At 72.4% G+C, this 13,424-nt stretch carries 18 protein-coding genes; 5 read left to right on the forward strand and 13 right to left on the reverse strand.

The features are described 5' to 3' along the window. Positions 1-19: 19 nt before the first annotated feature. Positions 20-397, reverse strand: a complete 378-nt coding sequence (locus ACTIE5_RS27110) for a RidA family protein (protein WP_439552856.1) — start codon at positions 395-397, stop codon at positions 20-22. Positions 398-654: 257 nt separating this feature from the next. Between ACTIE5_RS27110 and ACTIE5_RS27115 the strand changes: the two genes are divergently transcribed. After that, complete coding sequence (locus tag ACTIE5_RS27115) at positions 655-1,044, forward strand: DUF4112 domain-containing protein (protein ID WP_439552857.1); 390 nt, start codon at positions 655-657, stop codon at positions 1,042-1,044. 48 nt (positions 1,045-1,092) lie between these two features. Further along, a complete protein-coding gene (locus ACTIE5_RS27120; RefSeq protein ID WP_439552858.1) occupies positions 1,093-2,115 on the forward strand; it encodes a TerC family protein in 1,023 nt (340 codons plus the stop codon). A gap of 43 nt (positions 2,116-2,158) precedes the next feature. On the opposite strand, the gene ACTIE5_RS27125 is transcribed toward ACTIE5_RS27120, so the two are convergent. Beyond that, positions 2,159-3,136, reverse strand: a complete 978-nt coding sequence (locus ACTIE5_RS27125; RefSeq protein WP_439552859.1) for a Bug family tripartite tricarboxylate transporter substrate binding protein — start codon at positions 3,134-3,136, stop codon at positions 2,159-2,161. 45 nt (positions 3,137-3,181) lie between these two features. Between ACTIE5_RS27125 and ACTIE5_RS27130 the strand changes: the two genes are divergently transcribed. Genes ACTIE5_RS27130 through ACTIE5_RS27140 form a run of 3 tightly spaced genes read left to right on the forward strand, consistent with a single transcriptional unit; the run spans position 3,182 to position 5,539 of the window. Continuing rightward, positions 3,182-3,640: a tripartite tricarboxylate transporter TctB family protein gene (locus ACTIE5_RS27130; RefSeq protein WP_439552860.1), complete on the forward strand. Its 459-nt coding sequence runs from the start codon at positions 3,182-3,184 to the stop codon at positions 3,638-3,640. After that, positions 3,637-5,115: a tripartite tricarboxylate transporter permease gene (locus tag ACTIE5_RS27135; protein ID WP_439552861.1), complete on the forward strand. Its 1,479-nt coding sequence runs from the start codon at positions 3,637-3,639 to the stop codon at positions 5,113-5,115. Before ACTIE5_RS27130 ends, ACTIE5_RS27135 begins: the two co-directional genes overlap by 4 nt. Positions 5,116-5,146: 31 nt before the next feature. After that, positions 5,147-5,539 carry a DUF6525 family protein gene (locus ACTIE5_RS27140; RefSeq protein WP_439552862.1) on the forward strand — a complete coding sequence of 131 codons (393 nt, stop codon included), beginning with the start codon at positions 5,147-5,149 and terminating at the stop codon, positions 5,537-5,539. Positions 5,540-5,664: 125 nt separating this feature from the next. Here ACTIE5_RS27140 and ACTIE5_RS27145 read toward each other — a convergent pair whose 3' ends face one another. The 11 genes from ACTIE5_RS27145 to ACTIE5_RS27195 all read right to left on the reverse strand — a co-directional run. Continuing rightward, complete coding sequence (locus ACTIE5_RS27145; protein ID WP_439552863.1) at positions 5,665-6,285, reverse strand: SCO family protein; 621 nt, start codon at positions 6,283-6,285, stop codon at positions 5,665-5,667. A 7-nt stretch (positions 6,286-6,292) separates the two neighbouring features. Further along, positions 6,293-6,790, reverse strand: coding sequence for a copper chaperone PCu(A)C (locus ACTIE5_RS27150; RefSeq protein WP_439552864.1), 498 nt, complete (start codon positions 6,788-6,790; stop codon positions 6,293-6,295). 53 nt (positions 6,791-6,843) lie between these two features. Beyond that, complete coding sequence (locus ACTIE5_RS27155; RefSeq protein ID WP_439552865.1) at positions 6,844-7,215, reverse strand: DUF2946 family protein; 372 nt, start codon at positions 7,213-7,215, stop codon at positions 6,844-6,846. Positions 7,216-7,232: 17 nt separating this feature from the next. Then, complete coding sequence (locus ACTIE5_RS27160; protein ID WP_439552866.1) at positions 7,233-7,559, reverse strand: YnfA family protein; 327 nt, start codon at positions 7,557-7,559, stop codon at positions 7,233-7,235. Further along, the gene (locus ACTIE5_RS27165) at positions 7,556-8,053 is read right to left on the reverse strand and encodes a M23 family metallopeptidase (protein WP_439552867.1); all 498 of its coding nucleotides are present in this window, start codon (positions 8,051-8,053) and stop codon (positions 7,556-7,558) included. The genes ACTIE5_RS27160 and ACTIE5_RS27165 overlap by 4 nt, the downstream gene beginning before the upstream one ends. 46 nt (positions 8,054-8,099) lie before the next feature. Next, positions 8,100-8,768 (reverse strand): thioredoxin domain-containing protein, encoded by a 669-nt coding sequence (locus ACTIE5_RS27170; RefSeq protein ID WP_439552868.1) that lies wholly within the window; start codon positions 8,766-8,768, stop codon positions 8,100-8,102. 29 nt (positions 8,769-8,797) lie between these two features. Beyond that, entirely contained in the window at positions 8,798-9,319 is a 522-nt protein-coding gene (lspA, locus tag ACTIE5_RS27175; RefSeq protein WP_439552869.1) for a signal peptidase II, read from the reverse strand. After that, complete coding sequence (locus ACTIE5_RS27180) at positions 9,298-10,020, reverse strand: cytochrome c biogenesis CcdA family protein (protein WP_439552870.1); 723 nt, start codon at positions 10,018-10,020, stop codon at positions 9,298-9,300. The genes lspA and ACTIE5_RS27180 overlap by 22 nt, the downstream gene beginning before the upstream one ends. After that, the gene (gene lnt / locus ACTIE5_RS27185; protein ID WP_439552871.1) at positions 10,017-11,561 is read right to left on the reverse strand and encodes an apolipoprotein N-acyltransferase; all 1,545 of its coding nucleotides are present in this window, start codon (positions 11,559-11,561) and stop codon (positions 10,017-10,019) included. Before lnt ends, ACTIE5_RS27180 begins: the two co-directional genes overlap by 4 nt. A gap of 271 nt (positions 11,562-11,832) precedes the next feature. After that, complete coding sequence (locus ACTIE5_RS27190) at positions 11,833-12,300, reverse strand: copper chaperone PCu(A)C (RefSeq protein ID WP_439552872.1); 468 nt, start codon at positions 12,298-12,300, stop codon at positions 11,833-11,835. Between the two features lie 52 nt (positions 12,301-12,352). Beyond that, positions 12,353-13,424: heavy metal translocating P-type ATPase (locus tag ACTIE5_RS27195; protein ID WP_439552873.1), on the reverse strand; the 1,072-nt coding region annotated here is incomplete at its 5' end.

Here is a 13,424-nt window from a genome sequence, read left to right on the forward strand (position 1 = left end):
TCGGCCTGTGCGTCGGCGATCAGGCCGGCAGGGCGGCGGTGATGATGATCTCGATCAGATCGCCCTCCGGCATCCGCGATTCCACGAAGGACCGCACCGGCCCCTGGCCGTCCGGCATCCAGGCAGCCCAGACCTCGTCGAAGGCCGGCTTGTTGTCATGGTCCGTCACCACGACCTCTGCCTTCACGATCCGGGTCCGATCCACCCCCGCATCGGCCAGGTAGCCATCCAGCACCGCCAGCGTGCCGCGCGTCTGCGCCCTGATGTCCTGCGTGCGGTCCGGGGAAACGGCGACCGCCCAGAGGAACCCGCCCCCACCCGGCAGCCGATAGACCGAGACCGCGGATTTGCTGGGCAGTTTCCGGCTCGGGATGCGGTAGATGTCGGGGTTGGTCATGGGCCGTCTCCGCCGCGTCGGCCCCCATGGCCCGCGGTCGCCGCGCCATGGAGCACCCGCCAGAAGCCGGCGCATAGCCAACCCCAGCGCGGCGGCGGGCCGGCGCGCATGAACATTTCTCCATCTTGAAACCGGGGCGGCGGCGATCCATCTGCCGCCTGCTGGGGGTCCGGGCCCCTCTGGCGGCGATGGCGCCGTCATGTCGGACACCTTCCATCTGAAGGCCGCAACACGCGGCCTGCACCTGGGAGATGCCGATGTCGCCTTCACGCGACCCGTCCGTCGATCCGTTCGCCCACCGGGACGACGCCGCGCTCGCGCGCCTCGACCGCCTGGCCTGGATGCTCGACAGCGCGCTGCGCGTGCCCGGCACCTCCTTCCGCTTCGGCGCTGACGCAGCCTCCAACCTGCTGCCGGTCGTCGGGCCGCTGGTGTCCAAGGGCGTCTCCGCCTGGCTCATCCTGGAAGCCGCGCGCCTCGGCGTGCCGCGCCCGGTGCTGCTCCGCATGGCGGGCAACGTCGCGCTGGATGCCGCGATCGGCGCGGTGCCGCTGCTGGGCTGGACGGCGGACATCTTCCTCCGCGCCAACCGCCGCAACATGGCGCTGCTGCGCGACCACCTGGCGCGCCCCCCGCCCGCCGGCTGACGCCGCCCCCGACCGCCACCCCCGGACAACCCCCCCTTGGAGTCCCCCATGTTCGAGTTCCTGACAGGAACCTTCCTCGCCACGCCCGTCTGGATGTGGCTTGTCTTCATCGGCGTCGTCATGACGCTGCTCGTGCTCGACCTCGGAATCCTGCACCGGGAAGCGCGTGAGATCGAGGTGAAGGAGAGCCTGGTGCTCTCCGCCGTCTATATCGGCCTCGGCCTCGCCTTCGGCTTCTGGGTCTGGTGGAGCTTCGACAATTTGAAGCCTGAAGGCGTCGGCCTTGGCGGGGCGGAGGCCGCGACCCTCTACTGGACCGGCTTCATCGTCGAGAAGACGCTGGCGATGGACAATGTCTTCGTCATCGCGATGATCTTCACCTACTTCGCCGTGCCGCGGATCTACCAGCACCGGGTGCTGTTCTGGGGCATCCTCGGCGTCATCGTGCTGCGCGCGATCATGATCGGGCTCGGCGCCACCATCGTCGCCCAGTTCTCCTGGGTGCTCTACATCTTCGCGGCCTTCCTGATCTTCACCGGCATCAAGATGTGGGTGATGGCGGATGCGAAGCCGGACATCGCGAACAACCCGCTGCTGACCTTCATGCGCCGCCGCTTCAACGTGACGAATGAGATGCACGGGGAGAAGTTCTGGGTCCGCCAGCCGCACCCGACGACCGGCAAGGCCACCTGGTTCATGACGCCGCTCTTCCTGGCGCTGGTGCTGGTGGAGGTCGCGGACGTGATCTTCGCGGTGGACAGCGTGCCGGCGATCTTCGCCATCACGACAGACCCGTTCATCGTCTACACCTCCAACATCTTCGCCATCCTCGGCCTGCGGGCGCTGTACTTCGCCCTCGCCGCCATGGTGCACCGCTTCCATTACCTGAAGTACGCGCTGTCGGTGCTGCTGGTCTTCATCGGGTCGAAGATCTTCGTGGCCGACTTCGTCTTCCCGGAGACGGGCAAGTTCCCGCCTTCGCTGTCCCTGTCGATCACCTTCGTGATCCTGGCGGCCGGCATCGCCTGGTCGCTGTGGAAGACCCGCGGCGGCGTGGCGGTGGCGAAGTAGCCCGGCCGGCGCGGGCGCCACGCGGCGCCCGCGCCACCTCCCCTCAGCTGGCCCGCGCCCCCGTGGCGCGGACCACCGGGATCCACAGCGCCCTTTCCCGCGCGACATAGGCATCGACCTCCGCCGGCGTCATCGCCGCCGGCACGAAGCCACCCAGCTCGGCAAGCCGCGCCCGCATCGCCGGCGCCTGCACCACCTCATTCACCAGGGCATTCACACGCGCCACCACGACATCGGGCGTGCCCGCCGGCAGGGCGATGGAATTCCAGGTGCCGGCAACGAAGTCCCGCAGCCCACCCTCCACCAGCGTCGGCAGTTCAGGCGCCGCGGCCAGCCGTTCGGGGGAGGAAACGCCAAGCCCCCGCACCGCGCCGCCGCGGATCTGCGGCAGGGCCGTCACCGCGATGTCGAACATCGCGGTCACGCGCCCGCCCAGGATGTCGCGCATCGCCTGGCTGCCGGCGGGATACGGCAGGTGCTCCAGCCGAATGCCGGCACGCTCCGCGAAATGCAGCCCCATGATGTGGGTGGTGGTCCCCGCCGGCCCGCTGCCCATCACGAAGGAACCCGGGGCCGCCTTCGCGCGGGCGATGAAATCCGCCAGATCCCGCGCCGGATGATCCGCCTTCACCACCAGCACGCCCGGCGATTCATTGATCATCGCCACGCCGCGCAGGGCCCGCGCGATGTCCACCGGCATCGGGTCGAACAGCGCGATGTTGTGCACGAGTTGGGAAGACGTGCCGACCAGCCAGCTATGCCCATCCGGCGCCTCCCGCGCCACCGCCTCCGTCGCCCGCATGCCTGATGCCGCGGCCAGATTCTCCACCAGGATGCGCTGGCCGATCCGCGGCTCCAGCGCATTCGCCACCAGCCGCGCGACCACATCGGCATTGCCGCCGGCGGCGGAGGCGACGACGAGGCGGATCGGCTGGCTCGGCCAGGAATCGGCCCGTGCGGAGCGCGGGACCAGCGGCAGGGCCGAGGCTGCGGCAAGGAACAGGGCGCGACGCGAAGGCATGAGGGGGGACTCCCAGGGATGTGCTGGACGCGATATGAGCGGCGCATGAGCATTTTGCAACTCATTCGCATTCGCGGCCGAACCATGGCCCCCGGCCTGGTGCTGGCCGCCATCGGCGCGGCGTGCCTGGCGGTCGCGCTCGGCCAGCCCTTCCGCCTGCCCTCCGGCCGGCCGGGGCCGGGCTTCGTGCCGGCGCTGCTGGCCGCATCGTTGACAGGGCTCGGCCTGCTGCACGCCGGCACGGCGCGCGGGCCAACCCCGGCGGGGCCGGGCGGCGCGAGGGCCGGGCTCATGCTGTGCCTGGCGGTGGCGGGCTTCGCGCTGCTGCTGCCCTCCGCGGGATTCCTGCCGGCATCCTGGGCGGCGGGAAGCCTCGCCCTCGCCGCCGCCGGGGGGCTGCGGCCGATGGCGATCCTGGCGGGCGGCGGTGCCCTGGCCCTGGCCGCCACCGCGCTGTTCCTCGGCGGCCTCGGCCTTCCCACCCCGGCCCTCGGCGCGCGATGACGGAGGCACTGGCGATGCTGGGCGCGGGGCTCGGTCCCGCGCTGCTGCCGGGCAACCTGCTGCTCTGCCTGGCGGGCGTGGCGCTGGGCACGCTGGTCGGCGTGCTGCCGGGCCTCGGGCCTGTGGCGACCATCGCGCTGCTGCTGCCCGTCACCTTCGCCCTGGCGCCGGCGGGTGCCCTCATCATGCTGGCCGGCATCTACTACGGCGCGCAGTACGGCTCCTCCACCACCGCCATCCTGCTGCGCGTCCCCGGCGAGGCTTCCGGCATCGTCACCGCGCAGGAGGGCCATTTGCTGGCCCGCGCCGGGCGGGCGGGGCCGGCGCTCGGCATCGCCGCCCTCGCCTCCCTGCTCGGCGGCGTCATCGCGGCGCTGGTCCTGGCGCTGCTGCTGGCGCCCCTGGCGCGCTTCGCCATCGCCTTCGGCCCGGCGGAGACCGCGGCGCTGATGCTGCTGGGCATCGCCGCGGCCGTCGCCCTTTCCCCGGCGCCGCTGCTGGCGGCCTGGGCCTTGGCCGCCTTCGGCGCGCTGCTGGGCCTGGTCGGCACGGATGTCGCGGGCGGGCGGCCGCGCTTCACCTTCGGCATCCCGGAACTCGCCGACGGCATCGGCTTCATCCCGCTGGCCATGGGCCTGTTCGGCGTGGCGGAACTGATCCGCGCCCTTGAATCCGGCGGCGCCGCGCGGCGTACCCTGCCGGTCGGCCGCCCCTGGCCCGCTTGCCGCGATGTGAGCGCCGCCGCCGGCCCGGCGCTGCGCGGCAGCGTCATCGGCAGCGCCATCGGCCTGCTGCCCGGCGCCTCCACCCTGCTGGCCGCGCTGGCCGCGCAGGCGGCGGAGCGGGGCCTGTTCCGCCGCCAGGGAAGCTGGGGCCAGGGCGAGATGGCCGGCGTCGCGGCGCCGGAGGCCGCGAACAACGCCGCCGCCCAGACCTCCTTCGCCCCCCTCCTGGCACTCGGCCTGCCCGCCAATGCGGCGATGGCGGTGCTGGCGGGGGCCATGTTCCTGCAGGGCATCGCGCCCGGCCCCGGCGTGGTGGCGGAGCGGCCCGATTTGGTGGGCGCCATCATCCTGTCCATGCTGGTCGGCAACGCGATGCTGGTGGCGCTGAACCTGCCCTTCGTCGGCCTCTGGGCCGCATTGCTGCGCCTGCCGCTGCGCCTGCTGGCCGCGATCGTCATCGTGCTGTGCTGCGGCGGCCTCTGGGCCAGTTCGGGCAGCGTCTTCGACCTCTGGCTGCTGCTGGGCTTCGCCTTGCTGGGATGGGCGCTGTCCCGCGCCGGGCTGGACCCGACGCCCCTGCTGATCGGCTTCACCCTGGCCGCCCCCTTCGAGGAAGCGCTGCGCCGCGCCCTCGTCCTGGCCCGGGGCGACTGGTCCGTCTTCATCCAGGAACCCGCCAGCGCGACGCTGCTGGCCGCCGCCTTCGCCGTCACGTCCCTGGCCGCCTGGATGCGCCGCCGCCCCGGTTGAAGCGCGGCGGCATAATTGTTATGTTATAACAATGCAGCCGCCTTCGCCAAACGATGTCACCGAACGCCCCCGCCTCTGGCGCCGCTACACCGGCGATGACTGGGCCGCCTTCGACGCGCTGCCGCCGCGCCTGCGCCAGCGCCTGCGGGAACACAGCTACGATGCCTGGGCGGTGAACGCGCTGATGCTCTGGCGCTTGTTCCGCCGCCGCACCGGCAGCAGCGAGCGGGCGGAACGCCGCCTGCTCAATCACATCGACCGGTGCGAGGCCCTGGAACGGCAGGATTTCGCCGCCGCCCATGCCGCGCGCTGGGGCGTGGCGCTACCGCACCAGGCCGCCCGCGCCACCGTGCTGCGCTACGATTCCACCGGCGCGCGGCAGCGCCAGGTGGCGAGCCTCACTCCCACTCTATCGTCAACGTGATAATCAAGATACTGATTGATCGAGTTTTTTTGCTCAGAAAATCGCGAAATACCGTCAGGCATACCGTCAGTAGCAGCCGATAGAAACAGCGTAGGTGTCGCCCCGAGATCCCGCACCAAGGGCACTCATCCCGGCTCCATCAGCATCCGCAGCTTCTCAAACGCCACCCGCTCATTCTCCTTGTGATCGATCGTGCCGGCAAATCGCCCGTCCGCATCGAGCAGGAACACACTCGCCGAATGGTCCATCGTGTATCCGCCGCCCTCCAGCGGAACGCGGCGGTAGAACACGCGGAAGCCGTTCGCCGCCGCGGCGATCTGCGCCTCGGTGCCGGTGAGCCCAACGATCCTCCGGTCGAACGCCTCCAGATAGGCGGCCATGGCCCGCGGCGTGTCGCGTTCCGAATCCACGCTGACAAAAACCCACTGGATCCGATCCGCGTCCGGCCCCAACGCCTCGATGAAGCCCGTCATCTCGGTGAGCGTGGTCGGGCAGACATCGGGGCAATAGGTCAAGCCGAAGAATACCGCCATCGGCCGGCCGCGGAAGTCGCGCTCGGTCACCGCGCGGCCGCGGTGGTCGGTCAGGCTGAAGGGGCCGCCGATCGACAGCGTTTGTGGCCCGGTCGCGCCGCGCGGCGGCGCCAGCGGGCCATCGGAGACCAGCCACCCGCCGGTGGTGGCCAGCAGCAGGAAGCCTAGGACGCCAACGGCGCCCCAGGCCACCCAACGGATGATGCGCAGCATTGTCGCCTCAATGGCCCTGGTGCGGCCCGGTGCCGCGCGCGCCCGGCGCATCGACGGCCAATTCGACCGTGATCCGCCCGGCGCGCTCGAACACCAGTGTCACCGGCACGCGGGCGCCTTGTTCGAAGCCGCCCTGCGGCCCGATCAGCATCAGGTGCAGACCGCCGGGCGCGAGCCGGACCTCCCCGCCCGGCGGCAGCGGGATGCCGCCGGCAATCGGGCGCATGCGCATGATGCCGTCAGTGACGGACATCTCGTGCATCTCGACGCGCGCGGCGCGCGGCGTCTCGGCGGCGACCAGGCGATCCTGCGCGGCGCCGGTGTTGCGGATGACCATGTAGCCGGCGGCGGTGGGCGCCGCGGCACCGACGGCGCGCGTCCAGGGATGGTCGATGGCCAGGTCCCCGGCACGGAAATCGTGCGCGGCGACCGGGGCGCCCAGGAAGGGCAGGGAGACGAAGGCGGCGCCGGTCATCAGGACCGCGTGCAGAAGGGTGCGACGCATGGAAGGATTACTCCGACAAGGATGGAACAGCCCCGCGCCAGGCGGGGCGGGCTTCAGCCGAGGGTCGGAGCGGCAGGCGGTGCGCGGGCCGGCGGCGGCGCCCGCGCCGGCGGCAAGGGCGATGCGCCGGCCACCGCGGCGCGGGGCGCGGCCAGCGTCGTCCAGGCCGGCATCGGCAGCACGAGTGGGGCCGGCGGCGGCGCATCCGCCGCATCGGGAAGGCGGCAAAGCGGGCAATGCGTCACGGCCGTGGCATCCGGCGCCTGCTCGGGCGCCTCCGGCGCGGGCAGGCCGGACGGCAGGCACAGGGTCGCGCGCAGCATCGCGTCGAAGGCGGCCCGGTCCATCGCCGCGAAGGCCGGCAGCGGCGCCAGCAGCCGCGCCAGCATGCCCAGCAGCACCAGGGCTGAGATTGGGCCCCGCAAGGCACGCCAGATGTCCCTCATGCCGGGCGCGGCCCCCAGACGATGATCGCGGCCCCGGCCAGCACGACCGCGCCGCCGGTCAGGTCCCAGCGATCAGGCGCAATGCCCTCGACCACGCGCAGCCAGACCAGGCTGGCCGCGACGTAGATGCCGCCATAGGCCGCGAAGGCGCGCCCGGCGGCGGCGACCTCGACCAGCGTCAACAGCCAGGCGAAGGCCACGAGGGCGGCGACGCCTGCGACTGCCCACACCGCTGAATGCCCAAGCCGCAGCCACGCCCAGAAGGCGAAGCAGCCGGCGATCTCCGCCAGCGCCGCCGCGGCGTAGATCGCGGCCGTCCTCATCGCCGGGCGGGCGCCTCGGCGACCTCGATGCGGGGGATGCAGGACTGCCGGGTCAGCCAGGGCCAGGGATTCTCCGCGCGACCGTCGCGGCGCAGCTCGACATGCAGGTTCGCCCCAGTGGTGCGGCCGGTGCGCCCCACCGCGCCCAGGTCCTGGCCCGCCGCGACCGGGCGCCCGGCCGCCACACCGGGCGCAAATCGCGCGAGGTGGGCATAACGTGCGCGGGAGCCGTCGGCGTGCTCGATCTCGATCATCAGGCCGTAGTCGTAGTAGCGGCCGGCGAAGACCACCACGCCGTCGCTCGGCGCCACCACGGGCGTGCCGACCGGCGCGCGGATGTCCACGCCGGGATGAGGCCTGCCGTGGCGCAAGCCGAAGCCCGAGGAGAACTCGCCCGCGACCGGCATGGTCGCTGGACAGGGGGCTGCGAGCGCGGCGGACCCAGTGCCGAGAACGAAGGCGAGACCGAGGATCAGGGAGGGACGATGGATCATGGCGCGGTCCGTGCCTTGACCCGCTCCGGAAGGCAACCCCGGAGCCTCAGCCACGGGGCGCCGCGCCCGGCGGCAGCAGTGGGCGGATCAGCGCGGAGAAGCGCTCGAAGCTCTGCACGCCGCGATGCAGCTGCCCGTTGATCACGAAGGAAGGGGTCGCGTTGACGCCCGACTCGCGCTCGCCCTGCAGCCGCATCAGGATGATCGGGTCGGTGAAGCCGCGGTCGGTCATGCAGGCGTCGATCCGCGCCGCCGGGATCCCGGCGAGCGTGCCGGCGCGGCGCAGCCAGGTGCGCGCATCCGGGCTGTGCGCCCAGGCCTCCTTGTTCGCGTAGAGCGTCGAGATCAGCGCCTCGTAGCGCTCCGGTCCGCCGCAATGGACCATCGCCGCCGCATCGAGCGCCACGCGGTCAAGCGGGAAGTCGCGCATCACGAATCGGACCAGCCCCGGCTCGATGAAGGTCGTGCGGATGCGCGGAAAGATCGTGGTGTGGAAGTTCGCGCAATTGCCGCAGGTCAGGGAGTGGTACTCGATGACCGCCACCGGCGCGTCGGCGCGGCCGATGATGCGCTCGCCCGGCAGGGGGCGCGGCGTGTCGGGGCCGGGTGCCGTCGGCTCGAAGGCCTGGGGCCCGGGCGCCTGGGCGAATGCGGCCGCCGCGGGAATGGAGATTGCGACGGCGAGCGCCGCCCGGCGGGTTGTGGCGTGGGACATCGGTAGTTCCTCCGGTTCAGGGATCAGGGTCATTGGGGCTGCGCCTGTGGCGACGGCGCGCGGAAGCTGGTGAGCACCAGTAGCGTGACGCCGCAGACGATGGCGACATCAGCCATGTTGAAGGTCGGCCAGTGCCAGCCGCCGTAATGCGCGTCGATGAAGTCGGTGACCGCGCCGATGCGCAGGCGGTCGAGGATGTTGCCGAGCGCGCCGCCGATGATGAGGCCGATCGCCGTCGCCTCGGTCCGGTTAGCCGCGCGGCGCAGCCACATCAGCAGCCACGCGACCACGGCGAGCTTGATGCCGACCAGCAGCCAGACCGCGCCGGCGGCACTTTCGGCGAACATCCCGAAGGTGACGCCGGTGTTGAAGCCGAGCCGCAGGTTCAGCACCGGCAGCAGCGTGATGCCCTCGCTGTAGGGCGGCCAGAGCGCATCCAGCGCCCAGGCCTTGGTCGCCTGGTCGATGGACGCTGCGATTGGTGCCGCGATCAGGCCGAAGCGCCGCAGCGCGCGGGGGGCGGGCGTCGTCATCCCAGCCGAGCCAGCCATGGAAATGCCTCCAGGATCCAGATGGCGAGACGGGTCATCTCGCCGGTTGCGATGGCCAGGCCGGCCGCGAGCATGACGACGCCGCTCGCGACCTGCAGGATCCGCCCGAGCCGCCCGAGCCGCCGCGCACGGGCCATCGCTGCCGGCAGGTAGAAGGCCGCCAGCAGGAACGGCACGCCGAGGCCCAGCGCATAGGCGGCCAGCAGCCCGACCCCGGCGCCGGGTGTCAGCGCCGCGGCCGTCAACACGCCGGCCAGCACCGGCCCGATGCAGGGCGTCCAGCCGAAGCCGAAGGCGACGCCGATCAGCGTGGCGGAGACCGGGCCGCCGCCCTCGCCCGGCGGCCTGAAGCGCAGGTCGCGCATCAGAGGTGCCACGCGCAGCAGGCCCATCTGCACGAGGCCCATCGCCGCGATCAGCAGGCCGGCGACGACGGTCAGCTCGTTGGACCAGCGCCGCAGCAGCCCGCCGATGGCGGTCGCCCCCAGCCCCAGCAGCACGAAGACCAGCCCGAAGCCGAGCACAAAGAAGGCCGACAGGCGCAGCGCCCGCCAGCGTTCCGCGCGCGCGGTCGCAAGGTCCGTCCCCGCCACCCAGGCGACATAGCCCGGCACCAGCGGCAGCACGCAGGGCGACAGGAAGGAGACCAGCCCGCCGCCGAAGGCCAGCACCAGGCCGAACAGGGTGAGGTCGATCGTCATGCGCGCCGGCCTGCGGCCAGCGCGAGCCCCGCCAGCGCCGCGACGCCTATCGCGAAAGGCAGGTCGCCAAAGCGCGCATAAAGCGTGCCGCCGGCCAGCGGCGCCGGCAGCGGCAGGTCCAGCACGCCCTCGGTCGCCATCGGCAGCCGCGCGCGCTCGCGCCCCATCGCGTCGGTCACCAGCGAGATGCCGCTGTTCGCCGCGCGCACCAGCGGCAGGCCGAGCTCGATGGCGCGCAGCCGGGCGGCAAGGGCATGCTGGTACGGGCCCCAGGAGGTGCCGAACCAGGCATCATTGGTCACTGTCAGGATCCAGCCGGGCGTCGGCCCCTGCGCCGGCAGCGTGGTGGGAAAGATCGCCTCGTAGCAGATCAGCGGCCAGAGCGGCGGCAGGCCGGCGACGCGCATCGGCTGGCGCGGCGGGCCGGGGATGAAGTCTACCGTCCCCACGGTGAGCTTCGGCAGGTCCGCGAGCAGCCTGCGGAACGGCTGGTATTCGCCGAAGGGCACCAGCTGGATCTTGTCGTAGGCGGCGGTGATCTCCCCGGCGTCGTCGAGCGCGACCAGGCTGTTGAGCAGCGCCGGGCCGCCATCGTCCGCGATGGTCCGTCGCACCGCGCCGGTCAGCAGCGCGCCGCCCGGCGGGATGATGCGCGCGACCTCCGCGCGGATCGCCGGCGATTCGGCGAGGAGGTAGGGCACGGCACTTTCCGGCCAGATGATGTGGGTCGGTGCCACGCCATCCACCGCAGGCGCGGCGCTGAGCGCCAGCAGCCGGCCGAGGATGCGCTCGCGCTCGCCCTCGACCCATTTCAGGTCCTGCGCGATGTTGGGCTGCACCAGGCGCAGCCGAATGCCTGGCGCGTCCGCAGGCATCGCATCGGCGAGCCTCGCCATGCCCCAGGCCCAGGGCAGGGCGATGATGACCGTCGCGGCCAGCGCGGGCCGGACACGTCGCTGCCGCACCGCCACGCCCGCCAGCACGGCGGCGAGCACGGCCAACAGCCCAAGGCCATGGATGCCGACCAGCGCCGCCGCCTGAACCCCAGCATCGCTGGCGCCCCAGGCATGGCCGGCGATGTTCCACGGAAAGCCGGTCAGCACCATGCCGCGCACCCATTCGCCCGCGACCCAGCACGCGGCCAGCGCCAAGGCGAGCGGCACGCCGCCCGCGCGGCCCGCCAGCAGTCGCGCCGCGGCGACCGAGACTGCGGGGAACAGCGCGAGGCCGGCGCTGAGCGCAGCCAGCGCCGGCAGCGCCAGCGCACCGAAGCGTGCCGCATCAACGCTGAAGGCCTCGGTGATCCAGGACAGGCCGACCAGGAACGATCCCAAGCCGAACAGCCAGCCGAGCACGAAGGCGCCGCGCAGGGACGCCGTCCGCTCAAGCAGGAACCACAGGCCGCCGAAGGCCGCCACGCCAGCGGGCGCGACATGCAGCGGCGCCAGCGCGATCGCGCTGAGCGCACCGAGACCGAGGGACGCGCCACCCCAGGCCAGGCGCTGCGCGATGCCACGGATCGGCCGTGGGGCTGGCTTCACTCGAGTAACCGCAGCCATGCCCCTGATTGCCGGGCCGCACCCTGCGGGAGGCATGCCGGGCGCCCGTGACGGCACGAGGCCCGTCACGGCGCGGTCTGCCGTGTCGGTTCAGGCGCCGGGCGACCTCCCTTTGGAAAGCGCACCATCGAGACGGCGTAGAACAGGGCAGCGAGGCCAAGCAGGACAACCAGCAAGGCGCGCGAGCGCGCGCGCCGTCGTTTCAGGGCAAGGTCCAAACTGGCGCGGTCCTGCGGCCACGGCCCTGGCATCGTCAGTGCCAATGCGCGCGAAGCGGCAGGACCACCGCGCCCGCGCGTTCGAAGCGCAGCGTGACGCGGATTTCGTCGCCGAGCGCGAGCGGTACCTGCAGGTCGCGCAGCAGAAGGTGCCGTCCGCCGGGCTCCAGGGCGGCGACGTCACCGGCAGGGATGACGAAGCCCTCGGTGACGGTGCGCGCGCCGCCGGATGCGGACGGGTCTGGTGCGCGCAGTTCGACGGCGGCCGCGCCGGCCGACGTGGCGGAGAGCAGCCTCTCTGCCTCACGGCCCCGGTTGCGGATCGTCACGAAGCCGAAGGACACGCGCTGGTCGTTGTCGGCGGCCTTCGCCCAGGCTCCGGTCAGGACCAGGTCGCCCGCCTGAACATCCTGGGCCGCGGCCGGGCCTGAAAGGATCAGGCGCCACGCAAGGAGGACAGCGGGCATCAGCCAGCGCCGCCCGGTGATGCTGTCGGGCGTCATGCGGTCGCCTGTGCGCTGTTCTGCGGCACACAGGGTTCCACCACCAAGGACATCAGGCAGCATCCTTGGGTCCGGCAGGCGTCCAGCGCAGCAGCCTGAGCGCATTCAGCGTCACCAGAACCGTGGCACCGGTATCCGCCATGATGGCCGGCCACAGCCCGGTGATGCCGAGCATCGTGGTGACCAGGAACACCGCCTTCAGCCCGATGGCGACGGCGACGTTCTGCTTCACATTCGCCATGGTCGCGCGCGACAGGGAGACGAGTTCGGCCACCCCCGTCACGCGATCCTTCAGCACGGCGGCGTCGGCGGTTTCCAGCGCGACATCGGTGCCGCCGCCCATCGCCACTCCGACATCGGCCGCCGCCAGCGCCGGCGCGTCGTTGATGCCGTCGCCCACCATCACCACCGCGCCGCGCTCGCGCAGCTTGCCGATCTCGCGCAGCTTGTCGTCGGGCAGCAGTTCCGCCTTGGCGTCGAGGCCGAGCGAGATGGCGATCGCCTCCCCGGTGCGGCGGTTGTCGCCAGTCAGCATCACCGGTCGCACGCCGAGCTTGGTGATAGCCGCGATGCCGGCCGCGGCATCCGCGCGTGGTTCGTCGCGCAGCGCGACCAGCGCGGCCACTGCGCCGCCGGCCAGCACGACCGACACCGTCTTGCCTTCGCCCTGGAGCCGCTCCAGCTCGGCCTCCAGCGTACCGAGCGCGGCATTGGACTCGCGCGCATGGCGCGGGCTGCCGATGCTGACCGGCACGCCGCCGACCGTGCCGGCCACGGCGCGGCCCGGAATCGCCGACTGCGCCTCGGCGGCCGGCGCCTCGACGCCGCGCGCGGCCGCTTCCGCCAGGATCGCCTTGGCGAGCGGGTGGGAGGAGCCCTGCTCGACCGCCGCGGCGAGGGCGAGCACCGCCTCCACCGTGCGACCCTCGGCCGGCAGCACGTCGGTGACGCGCGGGCGGCCTTCGGTCAGCGTGCCGGTCTTGTCGAAGGCGACGGTCTTCGCGCTGCCGATCGCCTCCAGCGCCGCGCCGCCCTTGATCAGCAGGCCGCGCCGCGCGCCGGCCGACAGGCCCGAGGCCATCGCCGCCGGCACCGAGATGACCAGCGCGCAGGGGCAGGCGATC

Origin of the sequence: Falsiroseomonas sp. (assembly GCF_051859025.1) — a bacterium.
Classification (GTDB): domain Bacteria; phylum Pseudomonadota; class Alphaproteobacteria; order Acetobacterales; family Acetobacteraceae; genus Falsiroseomonas.

Excerpts from the sequence above, each read along its gene's own strand:
- ACTIE5_RS27150 (WP_439552864.1), bottom strand. The coding sequence starts at position 6,790 with ATGCGTCGCACCCTTCTGCACGCGGTCCTGATGACCGGCGCCGCCTTC.
- ACTIE5_RS27135 (WP_439552861.1), top strand. The coding sequence starts at position 3,637 with ATGACGGAGGCACTGGCGATGCTGGGCGCGGGGCTCGGTCCCGCGCTG.
- ACTIE5_RS27160 (WP_439552866.1), bottom strand. The coding sequence starts at position 7,559 with ATGAGGACGGCCGCGATCTACGCCGCGGCGGCGCTGGCGGAGATCGCC.
- ACTIE5_RS27125 (WP_439552859.1), bottom strand. The coding sequence starts at position 3,136 with ATGCCTTCGCGTCGCGCCCTGTTCCTTGCCGCAGCCTCGGCCCTGCCG.
- ACTIE5_RS27110 (WP_439552856.1), bottom strand. The coding sequence starts at position 397 with ATGACCAACCCCGACATCTACCGCATCCCGAGCCGGAAACTGCCCAGC.
- ACTIE5_RS27170 (WP_439552868.1), bottom strand. The coding sequence starts at position 8,768 with ATGTCCCACGCCACAACCCGCCGGGCGGCGCTCGCCGTCGCAATCTCC.
- ACTIE5_RS27165 (WP_439552867.1), bottom strand. The coding sequence starts at position 8,053 with ATGATCCATCGTCCCTCCCTGATCCTCGGTCTCGCCTTCGTTCTCGGC.
- lspA (WP_439552869.1), bottom strand. The coding sequence starts at position 9,319 with ATGGCTGGCTCGGCTGGGATGACGACGCCCGCCCCCCGCGCGCTGCGG.
- ACTIE5_RS27140 (WP_439552862.1), top strand. The coding sequence starts at position 5,147 with ATGCAGCCGCCTTCGCCAAACGATGTCACCGAACGCCCCCGCCTCTGG.
- ACTIE5_RS27120 (WP_439552858.1), top strand. The coding sequence starts at position 1,093 with ATGTTCGAGTTCCTGACAGGAACCTTCCTCGCCACGCCCGTCTGGATG.
- ACTIE5_RS27145 (WP_439552863.1), bottom strand. The coding sequence starts at position 6,285 with ATGCTGCGCATCATCCGTTGGGTGGCCTGGGGCGCCGTTGGCGTCCTA.
- ACTIE5_RS27115 (WP_439552857.1), top strand. The coding sequence starts at position 655 with ATGTCGCCTTCACGCGACCCGTCCGTCGATCCGTTCGCCCACCGGGAC.
- ACTIE5_RS27130 (WP_439552860.1), top strand. The coding sequence starts at position 3,182 with ATGAGCATTTTGCAACTCATTCGCATTCGCGGCCGAACCATGGCCCCC.
- ACTIE5_RS27180 (WP_439552870.1), bottom strand. The coding sequence starts at position 10,020 with ATGACGATCGACCTCACCCTGTTCGGCCTGGTGCTGGCCTTCGGCGGC.
- ACTIE5_RS27190 (WP_439552872.1), bottom strand. The coding sequence starts at position 12,300 with ATGACGCCCGACAGCATCACCGGGCGGCGCTGGCTGATGCCCGCTGTC.